Origin of the sequence: Nonomuraea sp. NPDC048882, assembly GCF_040649755.1 — a bacterium.
Classification (GTDB): domain Bacteria; phylum Actinomycetota; class Actinomycetes; order Streptosporangiales; family Streptosporangiaceae; genus Nonomuraea; species Nonomuraea maheshkhaliensis.
On the sequence record NZ_JBEZGB010000004.1, the window covers coordinates 491,056 to 508,964 of the forward strand.

The 17,909-nt window shown below is 69.8% G+C and carries 15 protein-coding genes; 8 read left to right on the forward strand and 7 right to left on the reverse strand.

What is annotated here, in order from left to right; genetic code table 11:
• Positions 1 to 137: 137 nt before the first annotated feature.
• The 3 genes from AB0C27_RS16555 to AB0C27_RS16565 form a co-directional block, all read right to left on the reverse strand.
• A complete protein-coding gene (locus AB0C27_RS16555) occupies positions 138 to 818 on the reverse strand; it encodes a DUF6879 family protein (protein ID WP_357844197.1) in 681 nt (226 codons plus the stop codon).
• Between the two features lie 89 nt (positions 819 to 907).
• Complete coding sequence (locus tag AB0C27_RS16560) at positions 908 to 1,447, reverse strand: DUF1707 domain-containing protein (protein ID WP_357844200.1); 540 nt, start codon at positions 1,445 to 1,447, stop codon at positions 908 to 910.
• Positions 1,448 to 1,478: 31 nt separating this feature from the next.
• Positions 1,479 to 2,198, reverse strand: coding sequence for a PadR family transcriptional regulator (locus AB0C27_RS16565; protein WP_357844203.1), 720 nt, complete (start codon positions 2,196 to 2,198; stop codon positions 1,479 to 1,481).
• A 310-nt stretch (positions 2,199 to 2,508) separates the two neighbouring features.
• Here AB0C27_RS16565 and AB0C27_RS16570 point away from each other — a divergent pair, with 310 nt between their 5' ends.
• The 3 genes from AB0C27_RS16570 (at position 2,509) to AB0C27_RS16580 (ending at position 7,452) form a co-directional block, all read left to right on the forward strand.
• Positions 2,509 to 3,237, forward strand: a complete 729-nt coding sequence (locus AB0C27_RS16570; RefSeq protein ID WP_357844206.1) for a metal-dependent hydrolase — start codon at positions 2,509 to 2,511, stop codon at positions 3,235 to 3,237.
• A 143-nt stretch (positions 3,238 to 3,380) separates the two neighbouring features.
• A complete protein-coding gene (gene acnA, locus AB0C27_RS16575) occupies positions 3,381 to 6,122 on the forward strand; it encodes an aconitate hydratase AcnA (RefSeq protein ID WP_357844209.1) in 2,742 nt (913 codons plus the stop codon).
• 625 nt (positions 6,123 to 6,747) lie between these two features.
• Entirely contained in the window at positions 6,748 to 7,452 is a 705-nt protein-coding gene (locus AB0C27_RS16580; RefSeq protein WP_357844212.1) for a sulfite exporter TauE/SafE family protein, read from the forward strand.
• A 220-nt stretch (positions 7,453 to 7,672) separates the two neighbouring features.
• On the opposite strand, the gene AB0C27_RS16585 is transcribed toward AB0C27_RS16580, so the two are convergent.
• Complete coding sequence (locus AB0C27_RS16585) at positions 7,673 to 8,203, reverse strand: GNAT family N-acetyltransferase (RefSeq protein ID WP_357844215.1); 531 nt, start codon at positions 8,201 to 8,203, stop codon at positions 7,673 to 7,675.
• Positions 8,204 to 8,665: 462 nt separating this feature from the next.
• On the opposite strand from AB0C27_RS16585, the gene AB0C27_RS16590 reads away from it, so the two are divergent.
• The 4 genes from AB0C27_RS16590 to AB0C27_RS16605 are packed head-to-tail and all read left to right on the forward strand — an operon-like array spanning position 8,666 to position 13,103.
• Entirely contained in the window at positions 8,666 to 9,781 is a 1,116-nt protein-coding gene (locus AB0C27_RS16590) for a substrate-binding domain-containing protein (protein ID WP_357844218.1), read from the forward strand.
• A gap of 57 nt (positions 9,782 to 9,838) precedes the next feature.
• Positions 9,839 to 10,603: an ATP-binding cassette domain-containing protein gene (locus AB0C27_RS16595; RefSeq protein WP_357844221.1), complete on the forward strand. Its 765-nt coding sequence runs from the start codon at positions 9,839 to 9,841 to the stop codon at positions 10,601 to 10,603.
• Entirely contained in the window at positions 10,600 to 11,862 is a 1,263-nt protein-coding gene (locus AB0C27_RS16600) for an ABC transporter permease (protein ID WP_357844223.1), read from the forward strand. Before AB0C27_RS16595 ends, AB0C27_RS16600 begins: the two co-directional genes overlap by 4 nt.
• Before the next feature lie 35 nt (positions 11,863 to 11,897).
• Positions 11,898 to 13,103, forward strand: coding sequence for an ROK family transcriptional regulator (locus AB0C27_RS16605; RefSeq protein WP_357844226.1), 1,206 nt, complete (start codon positions 11,898 to 11,900; stop codon positions 13,101 to 13,103).
• Positions 13,104 to 13,175: 72 nt separating this feature from the next.
• Here AB0C27_RS16605 and AB0C27_RS16610 read toward each other — a convergent pair whose 3' ends face one another.
• Genes AB0C27_RS16610 through AB0C27_RS16620 form a run of 3 tightly spaced genes read right to left on the reverse strand, consistent with a single transcriptional unit; the run spans position 13,176 to position 15,659 of the window.
• Positions 13,176 to 13,934 (reverse strand): neutral zinc metallopeptidase, encoded by a 759-nt coding sequence (locus tag AB0C27_RS16610; protein ID WP_357844229.1) that lies wholly within the window; start codon positions 13,932 to 13,934, stop codon positions 13,176 to 13,178.
• Between the two features lie 16 nt (positions 13,935 to 13,950).
• Complete coding sequence (locus tag AB0C27_RS16615) at positions 13,951 to 14,766, reverse strand: neutral zinc metallopeptidase (protein ID WP_357844232.1); 816 nt, start codon at positions 14,764 to 14,766, stop codon at positions 13,951 to 13,953.
• Positions 14,767 to 14,813: 47 nt separating this feature from the next.
• Positions 14,814 to 15,659, reverse strand: a complete 846-nt coding sequence (locus AB0C27_RS16620) for a neutral zinc metallopeptidase (RefSeq protein ID WP_357844235.1) — start codon at positions 15,657 to 15,659, stop codon at positions 14,814 to 14,816.
• Positions 15,660 to 15,836: 177 nt separating this feature from the next.
• Between AB0C27_RS16620 and dxs the strand changes: the two genes are divergently transcribed.
• Positions 15,837 to 17,735 (forward strand): 1-deoxy-D-xylulose-5-phosphate synthase, encoded by a 1,899-nt coding sequence (gene dxs / locus AB0C27_RS16625; RefSeq protein WP_357845276.1) that lies wholly within the window; start codon positions 15,837 to 15,839, stop codon positions 17,733 to 17,735.
• The last annotated feature ends 174 nt before the right edge of the window (positions 17,736 to 17,909 follow it).

The following is a 17,909-nucleotide window of genomic DNA, read 5'->3' on the forward strand; positions in this document are numbered from 1 at the left end:
CAGGTGACAAGCTGTCTTGAAGCAGTACAATGTCACACTGCAACATCTGGGTCAACGGATGCGACCTTGACCGAATCGTGTCAACGCCGATGAGGGGGCGCTCCTGGCGGGAGCGCCCCCTCATCGGCGTCGTGCGGTCAGACCCTGAACTCCTCGGTTCGGTGCGCGTAGGCGGGCAGCGCGGCCCGCATCTCGTCGGTGATCATCGGCGGCGGGAGCGGCACGACCTCGCGCTCGTGGAAGGCGCCCACCTCCTCGCCCTCGTCGAACAGCGCCCGCACCGCCCGCAGACAGGGGCCGACGACCTCCGTGTCGGTGATCCGCCGGCCGCCCCTGCCTCCGCCGTGCTGGTCGTAGAGGACCTCGTACATGAGGGACGGAGAGAAGATCACCAACTCGGGCAGGGGTTCGAGGGCGGCGACGCGCTCGGCCGGCACCGTCCGGCAGGGGGAGCCCGCGCGGGCCCGTAACGCCAGGATGTGCATCTCCCACTGCAGGTAGGCGGTGATGGGTAACTCGACCACCCGTACCCGCCTGACCGGCTGGCGGTGTCTGAAGTAGTCGGCCAGCGGCCCGGCCACCCGCTCGATCAGCGCCAGCGACCGCCCCCAGTCGCCGTCCATCATCGCCCGCCAGCTCGCCACGTCGGGCTCGTAGAAGACCTGCGCGCGCTCCAGCTTCCACATCGGCTCCGTGCAGGCCGCGTGGTCGTGTTCGAACCGGGCCTGGTACTCCGGCACATCCAGGACGAGGCCGTCGGCGTCGGCGACGGCGGCGAACGGATTCGTCTGGCGGACCGGAGTGCCCTGCTCGGTCATGCGGATTTCCCCTTAGCGTCGAAGACCCGCCCAGATCATCAGGTGAGCCTCTGACCGGGTCAAGGCCCAAAACGACCGGGGCGCGGCCGTCAGCCGCGGTGGTGGAAACGGCGGCGCACCAGGGAGAACAGCAGTGCCCCCAGCCACACCACCAGCAGTGCCTTGAACACCCCGAAGCCGCCGAAGATCAGCCCGAGGACCATGAGGACGAACAGCACGGGCACCAGGGGATGGGGTCCGTGCCCTCTTCTCATGGGCCCCCGCATCGGGCCACGCATGCGCATCCCGTCGCGCCAGGCCTGCCGGGCGGCGCGGTGCATCTCGCGGTGGTCGTGGTGCACGGCCCGCATCTGGTTGCGGTGGGCGTGCATCGCCGCCCGCCAGTCGCCCATGCCGTACGGGTCGGCCGGCGGCGCGTACGGTGAGGCCTGCTCGCGGTAGGCGGGCTGCTGACCCGGCAGGTCGGCCGTCACCTGGGCCAGGTCGCGGGCCGTCTTGGCGGCCAGCGTCCGGTCGAGGCGCTCGTCGAGCTCCTCGTGGGTCAGGCGGCCCTGCGCGAAGTTCTCGCGCAGAGCGGCCATGGTCTGCTCGCGCTCGGCGTCGCCGATGCGGAGTTCGCTGCTGTCCATGCCTGGGCTCCTCGTCCTCCCGAGCGGTCGCTCAGTCCTCGCCCGGGTCGCCGTCGGCCAGGATCTGGTAGAGCTTGCGCCGGGTCTCCACCAGAGTCTTACGCGCTTCGCGGATTTGTGCGTCGTTTCCGGTCTGAAGAACCTGCATCATGGCGAATGCCGACTGTCGGGCGATATGCCAGAGATCAGCGGTGTTGTCGTCGATGTCCGGACGCATCTCGTCCCAGGGAGCGCGGACTTCGTCGGCGTGTGCCTCGATGTAGTTACGGCCCTCGTCGGTCAGACGGAAGGTCTTGCGGCCCTCGTTCTCCTCCGAGACGACCAGGCCCTCGTCCGTGAGCTGCTGCAGCGCCGGGTAGACGGCGCCGGGGCTGGGCTTCCAGCCGCCCTCGCTGCGCTCGGCGATCTCCTGGATGATCTGGTAGCCGTTGCGCGGCTGCTCGGAGAGCAGGGCCAGGATCGCGGCGCGCACGTCGCCCCGCTTGGCCTTACGGCCCCTGCCGCCCCAGCCTCGGTGGCCGCCGCCCCACGGGCCGCCGCCAGGACCGAACGGGCCTTCTGGCCCGAACGGACCTCCGCGCCCGAAGTCGAACGGGCCGGGCCCGCCTCTCCTGCCGCGCTGGCGCCGCTCGTGGGGGCCGCCGTGGTGGTGGCCGCCGACCTGCTCGAAGGCGTCGGCCATGGCCCGGAACGCCTCGCGGGCCGCGCGCTTGTAGTCATGTGCGCCGGGCCAAGGTGACCCTGCTGCCATGTTGTGCACCATTACTTCCTCCTATATCGCGATCTGTTCTCGATGCGTCAAAGATATATCGATACTATGTCGTTCGCAAGCGAGGTGCGGACGTGAGCCAGATCACGAAAAAGTTGCGGAATCCGGGAACAGGATTGGGGAGGCGCTCGTTGTGTAGAGCAGACGAGGTCGTTCCGCGTCGGCAGGGCTGGGGGGTGCTGTCGCCGCGGAGACGACCTCGTCTGCGTTTGCGCGACATTCCCCTGTCGGCCGTGGAGCGTTCCGGCCCGCCGCGGCGCGTCAAGCGGTTCTTTGCCGTACAGTCCCGATCATGATGGGGCACTCTCACGCGATGACCGGGGCCATCGCCTGGCTGGGGCTGGCTCCGCCTCTCGCCGCTCTGCCATTGGTCAACGAGTCGTCACGATTCATCGAAACCGGGATCATGGCCACCGCGCTCAGTCCCGCCGAGCTGATCGCCGGGGCGATCATCTGCGCGGGCGCCGCGATGCTGCCCGACCTCGACCACCCGAGCGCGACGATCGCGCAGACGTTCGGGCCCGTGACATGGGCGCTCAGCAAGGCCGTGGCCTGGCTGTCCGGCGGCCATCGCGGGGCCACTCACTCGCTGCTCTTCGCGGTGGCGATCGGGGTCGGCGCGCACTTCCTGGCCGACGCCTATCCCTTAGGCCGCGACATCATGGTCGTGCTGCTCATCGGCCTGGCCCTGCGCGCGGTCGGCGTGGGGATCCCGGGCAACAAGATGGGGTCCGCCATGGTCAACGTCGGCATGACCGCCGGGCTCTACGCCGTCTTCCGCTCTCTCGACGTGGGTTACGCCTGGCTGGGGCTGGCGGTGGGGATCGGCTGCCTCATCCACGTCGTCGGCGACTGCATGACCGAGCGGGGCTGCCCGGTGCTCTGGCCGCTCGGGGCCAAGTTCGTGCTGCCGTGGAAGATCGGCATCAAGACGGGTCGGACGTTCGAGCAGAAGATCCTGGCCCCGATCCTGTCCGTGGCGATCATCGGGCTGCTCTTCTGGCGGCTGGCACCCGTTTAACTTGATGTCGAGATACTCTAGAGATATCTTGACGTCGAGAGATCCGCCGCCACCTGCGAGTTAGGTTTACCTAACGTACTGCTCGGTCAGGGAGTGCGGCAGGATTCTGTTGAACACATGTCTGATGGAGGAGGCGAATCACCGTGTCCGCGAACAGCTTCGGCAGCCGTGACACGCTACGCGTCGGCGACGCGGCATACGAGATCTTCCGGCTGAATGCCGTAGAAGGCGCCGCACGCCTCCCGTACAGCCTGAAGATCCTGCTGGAAAACCTTCTCCGCACCGAGGACGGCGCCAACGTCACGGCCGACCACATCCGTGCGCTGGGCGGCTGGGACCCCAAGGCGGCGCCCAGCGTGGAGATCCAGTTCACGCCCGGCCGCGTCATCATGCAGGACTTCACCGGCGTGCCCTGCGTGGTCGACCTGGCCACCATGCGCGAGGCCGTGCGCGACCTCGGCGGCGACGCCGCCCGGATCAACCCGCTGGCGCCGGCCGAGATGGTCATCGACCACTCGGTCATCGTCGACTACTTCGGCCACCCCGACGCCTTCCAGCGCAACGTCGAGCGCGAATACGAGCGCAACCGCGAGCGCTACCAGTTCCTGCGCTGGGGCCAGACGGCCTTCGACGAGTTCAAGGTCGTCCCGCCCGGCACCGGCATCGTGCACCAGGTCAACATCGAGCACCTGGCCCGCGTGGTCATGACCCGCGACGCCGACGGCGTCACCAGGGCCTACCCCGACACCTGCGTCGGCACCGACTCGCACACCACGATGGAAAACGGCATCGGCGTGCTCGGCTGGGGCGTCGGCGGCATCGAGGCCGAGGCCGCGATGCTCGGCCAGCCGATCTCCATGCTCATCCCGCGCGTGGTCGGCTTCAAGCTCAGCGGCAAGCTGCCCGCCGGGGCCACCGCCACCGACCTGGTGCTGACGATCACCGAGATCCTGCGCAAGCACGGCGTGGTCGGCAAGTTCGTCGAGTTCTACGGCGAGGGCGTCTCCTCCGTGCCGCTGGCCGACCGGGCCACGATCGGCAACATGAGCCCCGAGTTCGGCTCCACCTGCGCGATCTTCCCGATCGACGGCCAGACCGTCGACTACCTGCGCCTGACCGGCCGTTCCGAGGAGCAGATCGCCCTCGTCGAGGCCTACGCCAAGGAGCAGGGCCTCTGGCTCGACCCGTCCTCGCCCGAGCCGGTGTTCTCCGAGTACATCGAGCTCGACCTGGCCACCGTCGTCCCGTCGATCGCCGGCCCCAAGCGCCCGCAGGACCGCATCGCGCTGTCCGACGCCAAGCGGGCCTGGCGGCACGACGTCCAGAACTACGTGAGCGACGGCGTCGACGAGGCCGTCGAGGAGAGCTTCCCCGCCTCCGACGCGCCCGCCTCCAACGCCACCGCCAACGGCGTCCGGCCGCACAAGCCGGTCCCGGTCACGCTGGCCGACGGCAGCACGTTCGAGATCGACCACGGCATCGTCTCCATCGCCGCGATCACCTCCTGCACCAACACCTCCAACCCCTACGTCATGCTCGGCGCGGCCCTGCTCGCCCGCAACGCCGTCGGCAAGGGGCTCACCCGCAAGCCGTGGGTCAAGACCTCGCTCGCCCCCGGCTCGCAGGTCGTCACCGGCTACTTCGAGCGCTCCGGCCTCCAGCCGTACCTCGACAAGATCGGCTTCAACCTCGTCGGCTACGGCTGCACCACCTGCATCGGCAACTCCGGCCCGCTGCTGCCGGAGATCTCCGACGCCATCCAGGCCAACGACCTCGCGGTCACCGCCGTCCTGTCCGGCAACCGCAACTTCGAGGGCCGGATCAACCCCGACGTCAAGATGAACTACCTGGCCTCGCCGCCGCTCGTCGTGGCGTACGCGCTGGCCGGCACCATGGACCTCGACCTCGACACCGAGCCGCTCGGCCTCGGCGCCGACGGCGAACCCGTCTACCTGCGCGACATCTGGCCCTCGCCCGAGGAGATCGCCTCGGTGGTCCACTCCTCGATCGGCCGCGACATGTTCGAGCGCGACTACGCCGACGTGTTCAAGGGCGACGATCACTGGCGCTCGCTGCCGATCCCGACGGGCAACACCTTCGAGTGGGACCCCGACTCGACCTACGTGCGCAAGGCCCCCTACTTCGACGGCATGCCGGAGAAGCCGGAGCCGGTGTCCGACATCTCCGGCGCCCGCGTCCTGGTCAAGGTCGGCGACTCGGTCACCACCGACCACATCTCCCCGGCCGGCTCCATCAAGCCCGGCACCCCCGCCGCCGACTACCTGCGCGCCAACGGCGTCGAGGTCAAGGACTTCAACTCCTACGGCTCGCGGCGCGGCAACCACGAGGTGATGATCCGCGGCACGTTCGCCAACATCCGCCTGCGCAACCAGATCGCGCCCGGCACCGAGGGCGGCTACACCCGCGACTTCACCCAGCCCGACGCGCCGGTGTCGTTCATCTACGACGCCTCCGTCAACTACGCCGCGGCCGGCACCCCGCTGGTGGTGCTGGCGGGCAAGGAATACGGCTCCGGCTCCTCGCGCGACTGGGCGGCCAAGGGCACGGCGCTGCTCGGCGTGCGCGCGGTCATCGCCGAGTCCTACGAGCGCATCCACCGCTCCAACCTGATCGGCATGGGCGTGCTCCCGCTGCAGTTCCCCGAGGGCGGCTCGGCCGCGTCGCTGGGGCTGACGGGCGAGGAGACGTTCGACATCACCGGCGTCGAGGAGCTCAACCAGGGCGGCATCCCGCGCACGGTGCACGTCAAGGCGGGCGACGTCGAGTTCGACGCGGTCGTCCGCATCGACACCCCCGGCGAGGCCGACTACTACCGGCACGGCGGCATCATGCAGTACGTCCTGCGCTCGCTGCTCGCCAAGTGACCTGAGTCTTCCTCGCCCCTGCCCGGTCATGAGCCGGGCGGGGGCCGGAAGCCCTTGGCCTGCGTGCTGGGGGTTGGGCGTGATCCTCACGCGCCCGTATCGGGGGAACCACCCGACACCTGAGAGCCGCTCCGCGGGTAACCCCCGCGGGGCGGCTTTCTCGTCGCGTAGGGCGTCGTACAGGCGTCTCTCGGCCGTGCGCGGGGCGCCCGGCACCCCGGCGCCCGGTACGGTCGTCAGACGCGCCCACGAGCGGCCCAGGCGGCGCACAACCGTCGAAAGAACGCCCGCGCGGGCCGGCCGGGGATACGCGGCCCCCGCCTGGGACGCGATCCTGTCTAGGACACGCGGCCTCAGCCTGGGACGCGCGGCGTACACCGAGAGCACCGAGCACCGAGCACCGAGCACCGAGCACCGAGCACCGAGCACCGAGCACCGAGCACCGAGCACAGAGCACCGAGAGCACCGAGAGCACCGAGAGCACCGAGAGCACCGAGAGCACCGAGAGCACCGAGAGCACCGAGAGCACCGAGAGCACGGTGACACGGTGGAAGACGCCGGTCGGTGTGATGATTGACTCTGCCGCATGGGTGGTGATGCGGCGTTGGTCCTGGTTGTCGGAGGATTGGCGGTTTTCGCGGGCGCGATCGTGCAGGGCGGGGTGGGCTTCGGGCTCGGGCTGGTCGCCGTCCCGGTGCTGACCATGCTGGTCCCCGACCTCATGCCCGGCGCCGCACAGGTGGTCAACCTGGTCCTGCCGCTGTTCACCCTGGCCGTCGAATGGCGGAAGGTTGACTGGCGCGGGGTCGTGTTCGCGGCGCTTGGCCGGCTGCCGGGCAGCGTGATCGGAGGCGCCATCGTCGTCACCTTCACCGTGCAGGCCAGGAGCCTCTTCGTGGCGGTCATGGTGCTGCTCGCCGTGGCGCTGACCGGGCGGGCGCTGAGCGTGCCGCGCAATGGGTTCACGATCACCTCGGCCGGCTTCGTCTCCGGCGTCACCGGCACCGCCACGGGCATCGGCGGCCCGCCGATCGGTCTCGTCTATCAGAGCGCCAAGGGTCCGCAGATCCGGGCGACACTGGCGATGTTCTTCTTCCTGAGCGCCGCCCAGTCGCTGGCCATCCTCGCGTACGTGGACGAACTACCCGCCCGCGCCCTGCTGACGGGAGCGGCGCTGATCGTGCCGATGGTGCTCGGCTTCCTGGTCTCGGGACGCCTGCGCCGCTACCTCGACGGCGGCCGCGCACGGACGGCGGTGCTGGTGGTGGCCGCAGCCTCCGCCCTGGCCCTCATCGCCCAGAACGCCCTCACCCAGGGCTGGCTCCCCTGACACGGCACGCGACCGCGTGCCGTCGCCGCGAACGCTCCGCCGACGAAGGTGGCGAGGGCGGTGCCCACGTCACGGGGTGATCGGCATCACCGATCAGCTCGCACCCGCCGGCCGCAGCAGTTCACGCCCGCTGGCGACGGCTGTTCACGCCTGCCAGTAGCGGCAGTTCTCATCCGTCGGTGGCGGCGGTTCGCGTTCGCCGGTCGCCGGTCGTCGGGACTCACCCGCCGCTTCCGGGGGAGGGCGGCAGCGGGAGTTCGAGTTCGAGCTCGTGCCGGATGGGGATTCCGTCCAGCCCGATCTCGGGAATCGACGGCTTGAGCGCGCGAGACCGGGCGACCGCGTCACGGTGCACGGCGACGAGGTCGAAGCCGTACCGCTGGTAGAAGCGCAGCGCCCGCAGGTTGTCGTTGGTGGTGATCAGCCACAGCCGTTCGACGCCCTCGGCGCGTGCCGCCCCGGCCACGGCGTCGACGAGAGCGGTGCCCACGCCCGCGCCGTCACGTACGGAGTCGAGCGTCACGAGCTCGCACTCCCGGCCGTCGATCCGGTAGGTGGCGACGCCGACCCGTTGTTCGTCGAGCACCGCGATGACCCCGGGCAGCGCCGTCGTGTCGTGGGCGACACCGCGGCTCACGGAGACGCTCCCGCCCCACCTCTCGGCGAACAGCGTCTCCAGCCAGGGGAGATCATCGGCGGTGAGCGGCCGCACCGCAGGACGGGGTGCCCGCTCGTGACCGGAAGATGGCATGGGACCTCGCAGGACTGTCGGTTGACGTTCGATTGTAGGCAGACCGACGTCGCACTCGCTCCGGAGGGCCGACCCACCCGCAGACCGAGGTCGTACTTGCTCCGGAGGGCCGACGCCCCCACAGGCCGGGGTCGCACTCGCTCCGGACGGCCCGCGCACCCCACGAGCCGGCGGCAGGGGATCGCGGGTCGGATCGGCCGCAGCCCTTCCAGCGCGGACCCAAGTCTTCATCCGCGCCCTCACGAACGCGTCCGACCGCGAGTGCGCCGGCGCCGGTGCCACCGGCGCTGGACACCCCGGACGGTTGCCGGCAGACGTCGGGTGGATTGAGGTGACGTTTCTGGATTGTTACCGGAAACAACAAACTAGCCGCCGCGACCCCCTTCCCATGCGCTCGATCCCGGAATACGTTGCCGCAAACAACATTCATCCGGGCCCCTCCGGAAGAAAGGACCCTGCACCATGCGCAAGGGGATCCTCAGCATGACCGCCGCGGCAGCCGCGCTCGCACTAGGTCTCACCGCCTGCGGGGGCGACGGCGGCCAGACCACTACGTCGACCTCGTCCGCCCCGGCCTCCTCGGCCGCCGCGGCCGGCAAGATCGGTGTCATCCTGCCGGACAGCAAGTCCTCGGCCCGGTGGGAGACGGCTGACCGTAAGTACCTCGAAGAGGCGTTCAAGGCGGCGGGTGTCGCGTACGACATCCAGAACGCGCAGAACGACAAGACCGCGTTCCAGACCATCGCCGACCAGATGATCACCAACGGCGCGACCGTCCTGATGATCGTGAACCTGGACAGCGGCACCGGCAAGACGGTGATCGAGAAGGCCAAGTCTCAGGGCGTGCCCACGATCGACTACGACCGTCTGACGCTCGGTGGCGGCGCCGCCTACTACGTCAGCTTCGACAACACGAAGGTCGGCACGCTCCAGGGCGAAGGCCTCAGCAAGTGCCTGACCGACAAGAAGGTCGAAAAGCCCATCGTCGCCTACCTGAACGGGTCGCCGACGGACAACAACGCCACCCTGTTCAAGGAGGGCTACGACGGGGTGCTGAAGCCGAAGTTCGACTCCGGCGATTACGTCAAGGGCCCCGACCAGTCCGTGCCCGACTGGGACAATACCCAGGCCGGCACGATCTTCGAGCAGATGCTGACCGAGCAGCCGAAGATCGCCGGTGTCCTGGCCGCCAACGACGGCCTCGGCAACGCCGCCATCACGGTGCTGAGGAAGAACAACCTCAACGGCAAGGTCCCGGTCACGGGTCAGGACGCCACCGTCCAGGGTCTGCAGAACATCCTGGCCGGCGACCAGTGCATGACCGTCTACAAGGCGGTCAAGAAGGAGGCCGACGCCGCGGCCAAGCTCGCCGTGTCCCTGGCCAAGGGTGAGAAGCCCACGGCCAGCGGCAGCGTCAAGGACCCGGAGACGAACCAGGACGTGCCCGCCGAGCTGATGGAGCCGCAGGCCATCTACCTCGACAACGTCAAGGACGTGGTGGCCGACGGTTACGTCACCAAGGAGGAACTCTGCAAGGGTGACTTCGCCGAGAAGTGCACCGAGGCAGGCATTCAATAACACCCAGGGGTACGGCCCGCGTCACGAGCGCGGCCGTACCCCCGTTTAGGGAGCCACATGAACCCCCTCCTTGAAGTGCGCGGGCTCGACAAGAGCTTCGGTCCGGTGAAGGTCCTGCACGACGTCGAGTTCGCCGCCTACCCCGGCCAGGTCACCGCGCTCGTCGGTGACAACGGCGCGGGCAAGTCCACCCTGGTCAAGTGCATCGGCGGGATCTACCCGATCGACTCGGGCCAGGTGCTCTTCGACGGCGCCGAGGTCCACGTGCACAGTCCCCGCGACGCGGGCGAGCTGGGCATCGAGATCGTCTACCAGGACCTCGCCCTGTGCGACAACCTCGACATCGTCCAGAACATGTTCCTCGGCAGGGAGCGCAAGAACGGCATCCTGCTGGACGAGGACAGCATGGAGGAGCTGGCCGAGAAGACCCTGAGCGGCCTGTCCGTACGGACGGTGAAGTCGATCAGGCAGCAGGTCTCCAGCCTCTCGGGAGGCCAGCGGCAGACCGTGGCCATCGCCAAGGCCGTGCTGTGGAACAGCAAGGTCGTCATCCTGGACGAGCCGACCGCGGCGCTGGGCGTGGCCCAGACCGCGCAGGTGCTGGAGCTGGTGCGCCGGCTGGCCGACACCGGCCTGGCCGTCGTGCTCATCTCGCACAACATGAACGACGTGTTCGCCGTCTCCGACCGCATCGCGGCGCTCTACCTCGGCAGGATGGCCGCCCAGGTCAAGACCTCCGACGTCACGCACGCCCAGGTCGTCGAACTGATCACCTCCGGCCGCAGCGGCGAACTGGGCCTCAAGAACGGGGTCACCCCATGAACAAGGTCAAAGAACTTCCCGGGGAGGCCATCGTCACGGCGGCGGAGGCCCCATCCATCAGGAACAGCTTCCTCGCCTACATCCAGCGGGTGCGCGGCGGCGACATGGGCGCGCTGCCGGCCGTGCTCGGCCTGGTCGTGCTCTGCGCGGTCTTCGCCGCCGCCCGTCCCTCCTTCGTCACGGCGATCAACTTCGCCAACCTGTTCACGCAGGGCGCGGCCGTCACGCTCATCGCCATGGGCCTGGTGTTCGTGCTGCTGCTCGGCGAGATCGACCTGTCCGCGGGCTTCGCCAGCGGCGTCTGCGCGGCGGTGCTCGCCGTCACCCTGGCCAGCGCGGGTCTGCCCTGGTACGTCTGCGTGGCGGCGGCCATCCTCACCGGCGTGATCATCGGCACGGTGCTGGGCTCACTGGTCGCCAAGGTCGGCATACCGTCGTTCGTGGTCACCCTGGCCGCGTTCCTCGCCTTCCAGGGCCTGGTCCTGGTGCTGGTGGACGAGGGCACGAACATCTCCGTCCGCGACGAGGTGATCGTCGCCATCGCCAACAAGAACCTGCCGCCCTGGCTCGGCTGGGCCGTCTACGCGGCGTGCGTGGCGATCTTCGCCGGCGTGCAGCTCAGGCGGGCCAGGAAGCGGGCGAGCCGCGGCCTGGTCGCCGACCCGCTGTCGCTGATCGCCTTCCGCGTCGGCATGCTGGCGCTCTTCGCCGGGCTCGCGGTGGCCGCGCTCAACCTGGAGCGCAGCCGTAACCCGGCGCTCGTCTCGCTCACCGGCGTGCCGATCGTGGTGCCGATCATCCTGGTGCTGCTGGTCGTGTGGACGCTGGTGCTGCGCCGCACCGGGTTCGGACGCCACCTGTACGCGGTCGGCGGCAACACCGAGGCGGCCAGGCGAGCCGGCATCCCGGTCGACCGGATCAAGATCAGCGCGTTCGTGATCTGCTCCTCGATGGCCGCGATCGGCGGCATCGTGGCCGCCTCCAGGGCCAGCTCCGTCGACCCGAACACGGGCGGCAGCTCCGTCCTGCTGTACGCGGTCGGCGCGGCGGTCATCGGCGGCACCAGCCTGTTCGGCGGCAAGGGCAGGGTGCTCGACGCCGTGCTCGGCGGCGCCGTGGTGGCGGTGATCGAGAACGGGATGGGCCTGATGGGGTACGGGGCCAGCGTGAAATACCTGGTCACCGGGTCTGTGCTGCTGCTCGCGGCGGGAGTCGACGCCCTCGCACGCAAGCGGGCGGCTGCCGCTGGTCTAAGGTGATCAGCGACTCACAGCCCCTGAAGGAACCCCAGACCATGCGTGCCGGCCCCTCCCAAGAGGACATCAGACGCCACAACCTCGGCGCGCTGCTTCGCCACGTCCATCTGGGCGGGCCGATCTCGCGCGCCGAGCTGACCGCGAAGATGGGGCTCAACCGCAGCACGATCATGGCCCTGACCTCCGACCTCACCGCCGCGGGGCTGGTGCGGGAGGAGCTGCCGCGAGAGACGGGCCGGGCCGGCCGGCCCTCGCTCGTGGTGCGCCCCGAGTCGGCCAGGGTGTACGTGTTCGCCTTCGACGTGGGCCCCGACAGGCTGGCCGTGGCCCGCGTGGGGCTGGGCGGGGTGATCCTCGACCGCAAGGAGTGCGTACGCGACCGCGACCGGTTCGAGCTGGACGAGCTGGCCGGGACGCTGTCCGGGTTCGCCCGGCAGATGCGCCGCAAGACCAGGGACGACACGGTCTGCGTCGGCGCGGCGGCGGCGGTCTCGGGCGGCGTGCGCAAGGGCGACGGCGTGATCAAGTTCGGGCCCAACCTGATGGCCGACGAGGTGCCGTTCGGCGACGAACTGGCCCGCAGGCTCGGGCTCGGCCTGCCCGTCAGCGTGGGCAACGACGCCAACCTGGCCGCGCTCGCCGAGCACAGCCGCGGCGTGGGGGCGGCCGTCAGAGACCTCATCTTCCTGCACGGCGACGTCGGCATCGGCGGCGGCATCATCGCGGGCGGCCACCTGCTCGGCGGCCACGACGGCTACGGCGGCGAGGTCGGCCACATGGTCGTCAACCCCGGCGGGCGCGCCTGCGGCTGTGGCTCGCACGGATGCCTCGAAGCCGAGGTGGGGGAGCGGGCGCTGCTGGAGTCGGCCGGGCGGGTCGCGGCCGGGCAGCACGGCCGTGACGCGGTGCGCACGGTCGTGGCGGCGGCCGACCGGGGCGACATCGTGGCCCAGGAGGCGCTCAGCCGGGTCGGCGACTGGCTCGGGCTGGGCGTGGCCAATCTGGTGAACATCTTCAACCCGGAGATCGTGGTCTTCGGCGGCATTCTGCGCGACATCTACCTCGGGTCGGCCGCGCAGGTGCGGACACAGCTCGCCCTGCACGCGATGGCGCCGCAGCGTGAGCGGCTGCGGCTGCGTACCTCGGCCCTCGGCGACGCGGCCACCCTGGTCGGGGCCGCCGAACTGGCCTTCGCCCACGTCCTGGCCGACCCGCTGGAGGTCCTGGCCCGCGTGACCGCCTGACCCGCGAGAACGCCTCGCGCCCTGACTTACGGCGAAATACCCGGATTGTGCGGACGTGGGGCCGTCGCGGGTTCAGGTGACCTTGTGCTCGCCGGCCGTCCAGGTGTTGCAGAACCCGGCGGTCCCGCCCCGGTAACCCCGGTCCTGCCAGGACGCCAGGTTGCGCGGTTTGCCGTGGATGTCGCTCTCGTTCGCCGAGCGCACCGCCGCCAGCCAGTCCTTCCAGCCGATGTCCGGCCCGATCGACTTGAGCGTGGCGCTGTAGAAGACCCCGGCGAAGCACTCGGCCTGCATCTCCAGCCGGTGGCTGAGCAGCCTGCGCGCGCTCTTGGAGGCGGGCGCGTACAGGGCGGCCTGCGCGTTCAGCACCCCGATGAGCTGCTGCACGTGATGACCCCACTCGTGCGCGACGGAGTGCGCCAGGTTCATCCGAAACGGATCCCGCAGGTCGCCCTTGGTGATCCGGACGACGATCGTGCGCTGCTCGGGACAGTACTGCGCCCCGCTGCTGGTGATCGCCCCGCAGACCGAGTCGCCGCCCGTGGTGATCGTGACCCCGGGAGAGTCGTACGCCAGCCCGGCGGCGGCGAACCTGCCCGCCCAGAAGCGGTCCGCGCATGCCGCCATCGCCCGGTGGAAGGCCCGGAGCGAGGCCGTGCTCCCCGGCCTGATCTCGGGGACCGCGCACTTCTGCGCCACCACCTCCCCGCCCGCCGAGCCCAGCAGCCCGCCCTGGCCGATCCTGGCCGCGGCCCGCGCGGGTGCGGGCGGGAGCAGTCCCGCGACCACGCACGTGACCACTGCTACGAGGAAGGCGAGGAGAACGCGCATGATCCCGGTGGAGGGCTCAGGACACTTGCGACTTGGGCGCCTTGAAGGTGTTGCAGCCGCCGGCCGACTCGGTGTCGTATCCCCGCGTGAGCCAGGCGCCGATGTTCTTTGCGCTGCCGTGCGTCTGCTGGGCCTGGTCCTTGCCCTTGATGCCGAGGAGAGACAGGACGGACCCGCTGCCGCCTCTCCTCGCGATGAAGGTGAAGTCGGTCTCCTTGCGGCCCAGGGAGTGCCACACACTGCCGACGAACGTCCCGGACAGGCACTCGGCCTGCAGTTCGATCCGGCGCGACTCGTCCAGGACCCGGGCCGCGTTCTTCCCGTTGTAGCGCGTCATCGCGCCGAGCATGCCGGTGAGCCGCTGGACGTGGTGACCGTACTCGTGGGCCAGCACGACCATCAGCCACAGGTCGTTGGGCTCCTCCACGGTGCCCGGCTCCACCAGGAAGGTGATCCGCCTGTTCGTCGGGCAGTAGACCGCCTGGGCGCCGGCTGGGAACTTGCCGCATCCGGTCGGCACGCCCGCCTTGCCGGTCAGCCGCAGGGTCGGCTTGCCGAAGGTGAAGCCCGCGCGCTGGACCACGGGCTTCCAGGCGGCGTCGAGGCAGTCGAGCACCCCCTCCAGGTAGACCCTGACCTCGTCCAGATCGGCGCTCTGGACGTCCGGTTCGTCGCACGTCTTGTAGCCGAGCTTGCCCGTCTTGTAGATCGGGTTCTTCGCTAAGGCCGCCTTGAAGGCGGGCGCCGAGGAGGAGGCGGCGGCGTGGGCGGTGCCGGCGAGGAGCACGCTCGCCAGGGCACCCGCCAGCAACGCCGTTCGGGGGATACGCATGAGACGGAACCCTAATGAAAGAAGGAGTTCCAGGTAAAGAAGATCAATCAGGTGACATTTCGGGGATTGGCCGCCCAAGTGTTGCAGGAGCCGGGGGTGCCGCGGTTGAACCCGCGCGTCATCCACGCCGCCTGCGTCGGTCCTCGGCCGTGGTCGTTCTGCGGCCAGCCCTTGGCGCCGTTCTTCCTGAACCAGCCCACCGTGTACGCCCAGTCGGCGTCCGTGACGAGCGGGGTGCCGCGCATCGTGCTCATGAAGACCGCGGAGAAGCACTCGGCCTGCAGCTCGGAGTTGCGCGAGAGCTGGAGGCGCTTGGCCTTGCCCGCGACGGAGCGCGCGGACCAGTAGTAGGTCCAGATGCCGGAGACCTGCTGCACGTGGTGGCCGTACTCGTGGGCGATCAGGCGGGTGATGCCCAGCGGGAACGGGTTGCGCAGCTGGGACTTGCTGATCATCAGGTACATCGTGCGGTCGGTGGAGCAGTAGACGCCGTCGGCGCCGGTGTTCCACGCGCCGCAAGGCGTCTTGATCTTCCTGGTGATGATGCGCAGCCGCGGCTTGGCGAAGGGCATCTTCGCCTTGCGGAACTGCGCCGCCCACGCCTTGTTCAGGCAGAAGGTCACGCGGGTCAGGAAACGCCGGTACGCCACCATGCTCCCGGCGGGCAGCGCCCCGGGGGCGCAGTTCACGTCGGTGAGGCGTCCGGTCTTGTAGAGGGGATTGGCCGTCGCCCGGGACCGGCCGGCCGCTCCGGCCCCCTGTCTCCGGTCGGCGGCCAGCTTGGCGGGCGGTGAGGCGAGCTGCTGGCCCTCGTTGACGGGGGCCGCCGACGTCGTGGCCACGTCCGCCAGAACGAGCACCAGAGCCGTCGCTGCCAGGACGAGTGCCAGCATGGCGGCCACAAGGGTCGCGAGTCTGCTTTTGGGGACGGAGTTCATAGGTACCGAAAGACTAGGTCAAGATCGGACATATGTGGGTGGATTTGACTCGATGGAGTCAGTGAGGCATCCGCGAACTAGACTCTTGGGGATCGGCGCAAAAGAGCAGAGGGGGTCGGATCCGTGAGCGGGTTGCTGGGCTCGATCGAGGGACCGCAGGACGTAAAACGGCTCACTGTCGAGGAGCTGCCACAGCTCGCGGGGGAGATCCGTGATGTCCTCGTCGACGCCTGCGCCAGGTTCGGCGGACACCTGGGCCCCAACCTCGGTGTGGTCGAACTCACGATCGCCCTCCACCGCGTGTTCGACTCACCCCGCGACCCCATCATCTGGGACACCGGCCATCAGTCGTACGTGCATAAATTGCTCACCGGCAGGGCCGCCGGCTTCGAGGCGCTCAAGCAGGAGGGCGGCCTGTCCGGCTATCCCAGCCAGGCCGAGTCCGAGCACGACTTCGTGGAGAACTCCCACGCCTCGACCGCGCTGTCCTACGCCGACGGCCTGGCCAAGGCGTTCAAGCTGCACCGCGATCGTGACGCCTCGGGCGACGCCGGCCGCACCGCCGTCGCGGTGATCGGCGACGGCGCCCTGACCGGCGGCATGGCCTGGGAGGCGCTCAACAACATCGCCGCGATCAAGGATCTGCCGGTCGTGATCGTGGTCAACGACAACGGCCGCTCCTACTCGCCCACGATCGGCGGCCTGGCCTCCCACCTGTCCTCGCTGCGGGTCAACCGCCGCTACGAGGACGTCCTCGAATACGTCAAGGACAAGATCGGCAACGTTCCCGTCCTCTACGACGCCCTGCACGGCTTCAAGAAGGGCGTCAAAGACGTCCTGGCGCCGCAGGTGATGTTCGAGGACCTCGGCCTCAAATACGTCGGCCCCATCGACGGCCACGACGAGCAGGCCATGGAGGCGGCCCTGCGCCAGGCCCGCGACTTCCGCGGCCCCGTCATCGTGCACGCCCTCACCCAGAAGGGCCGCGGCTACACCCCCGCGGAGAACCACGACGAGGACCAGTTCCACTCGCCCGGCGCCTTCGACCGCGCCACCGGCGCGGAGAAGCCCAAGGGCCGCATCTGGACCAACGTCTTCAGCGAGGAGCTCGTCCGGCTCGGCAAGGAGCGTGACGACCTGGTCGCGATCACCGCCGCCATGCTCCACCCGACCGGCCTCAACGCCTTCGCCGAGGCCTACCCCGACCGCATCTACGACGTCGGCATCGCCGAGCAGCACGCGCTGACCAGCGCCGCCGGGCTCGCCCTCGGCGGCCTGCACCCGATCGTGGCCGTCTACGCCACCTTCCTCAACCGTGCCTTCGACCAGCTCCTCATGGATGTCGCCCTGCACCGCCTGCCGGTCACGGTCGTGCTCGACCGGGCGGGCGTCACCGGCGACGACGGCGCCAGCCACAACGGCATGTGGGACCTGTCGATCCTCCAGGTCGTCCCCGGGCTCGGCATCGCGGTGCCGCGCGACGGCGACCGCCTGACCGAGCTGCTGCGCGAGGCCGTCGAGGTCACCGACGGCCCCACCGTGCTGCGCTTCCCCAAGGGCCCGGTCGCCGAGCCGATCGAGGCGGTGGGCAAGCTGGGCGAGATGGACCTGCTGCGGGCCGCCGAGGCCGAGCCCGACGTGCTGCTGGTGGGCGTGGGCCCGATGGCGCAGGTCTGCATGGACGCCGCGGTCCTGCTCGACGCCCAGGGCATCTCGGCCACCGTGGTCGACCCGCGCTGGGTCAAGCCGCTCGACGAGGCGCTCGTCCTGGCCGCCGGCGCGCACAAGCTGGTCGCGGTGGTCGAGGACAACGGGCGCGTCGGCGGCGTGGGCGACGCCGTGGCCCGCCTGCTGCGCGATGCCGACGTCGACGTCCCGGTACGCACCTACGGCATCCCGCAGCAGTTCCTCGACCACGCCAAGCGGGCCAAGATCCTCGGCCGGATCGGCCTGACCGGCCAGGACCTGGCCCGCCAGATCACCGAGGCGGTGGCTCGGCGCAGCAACGCCGCAGAGCCCGCCCGCCGCTGACCACCGCCGCTGACCACCGCCGCTGACCACCGCCGCTGACCAGCGCCACTGACCACCAGCGCTGACGTCCCGCGCGGGTCCGCTGCACCGGCCCGCGCTCCTGTCCCTGCCCTGAGGTGATCCAAGCCTGTACCCGGTTACGGGCATGATCACCCTGGGTGTGGGAAATATCGC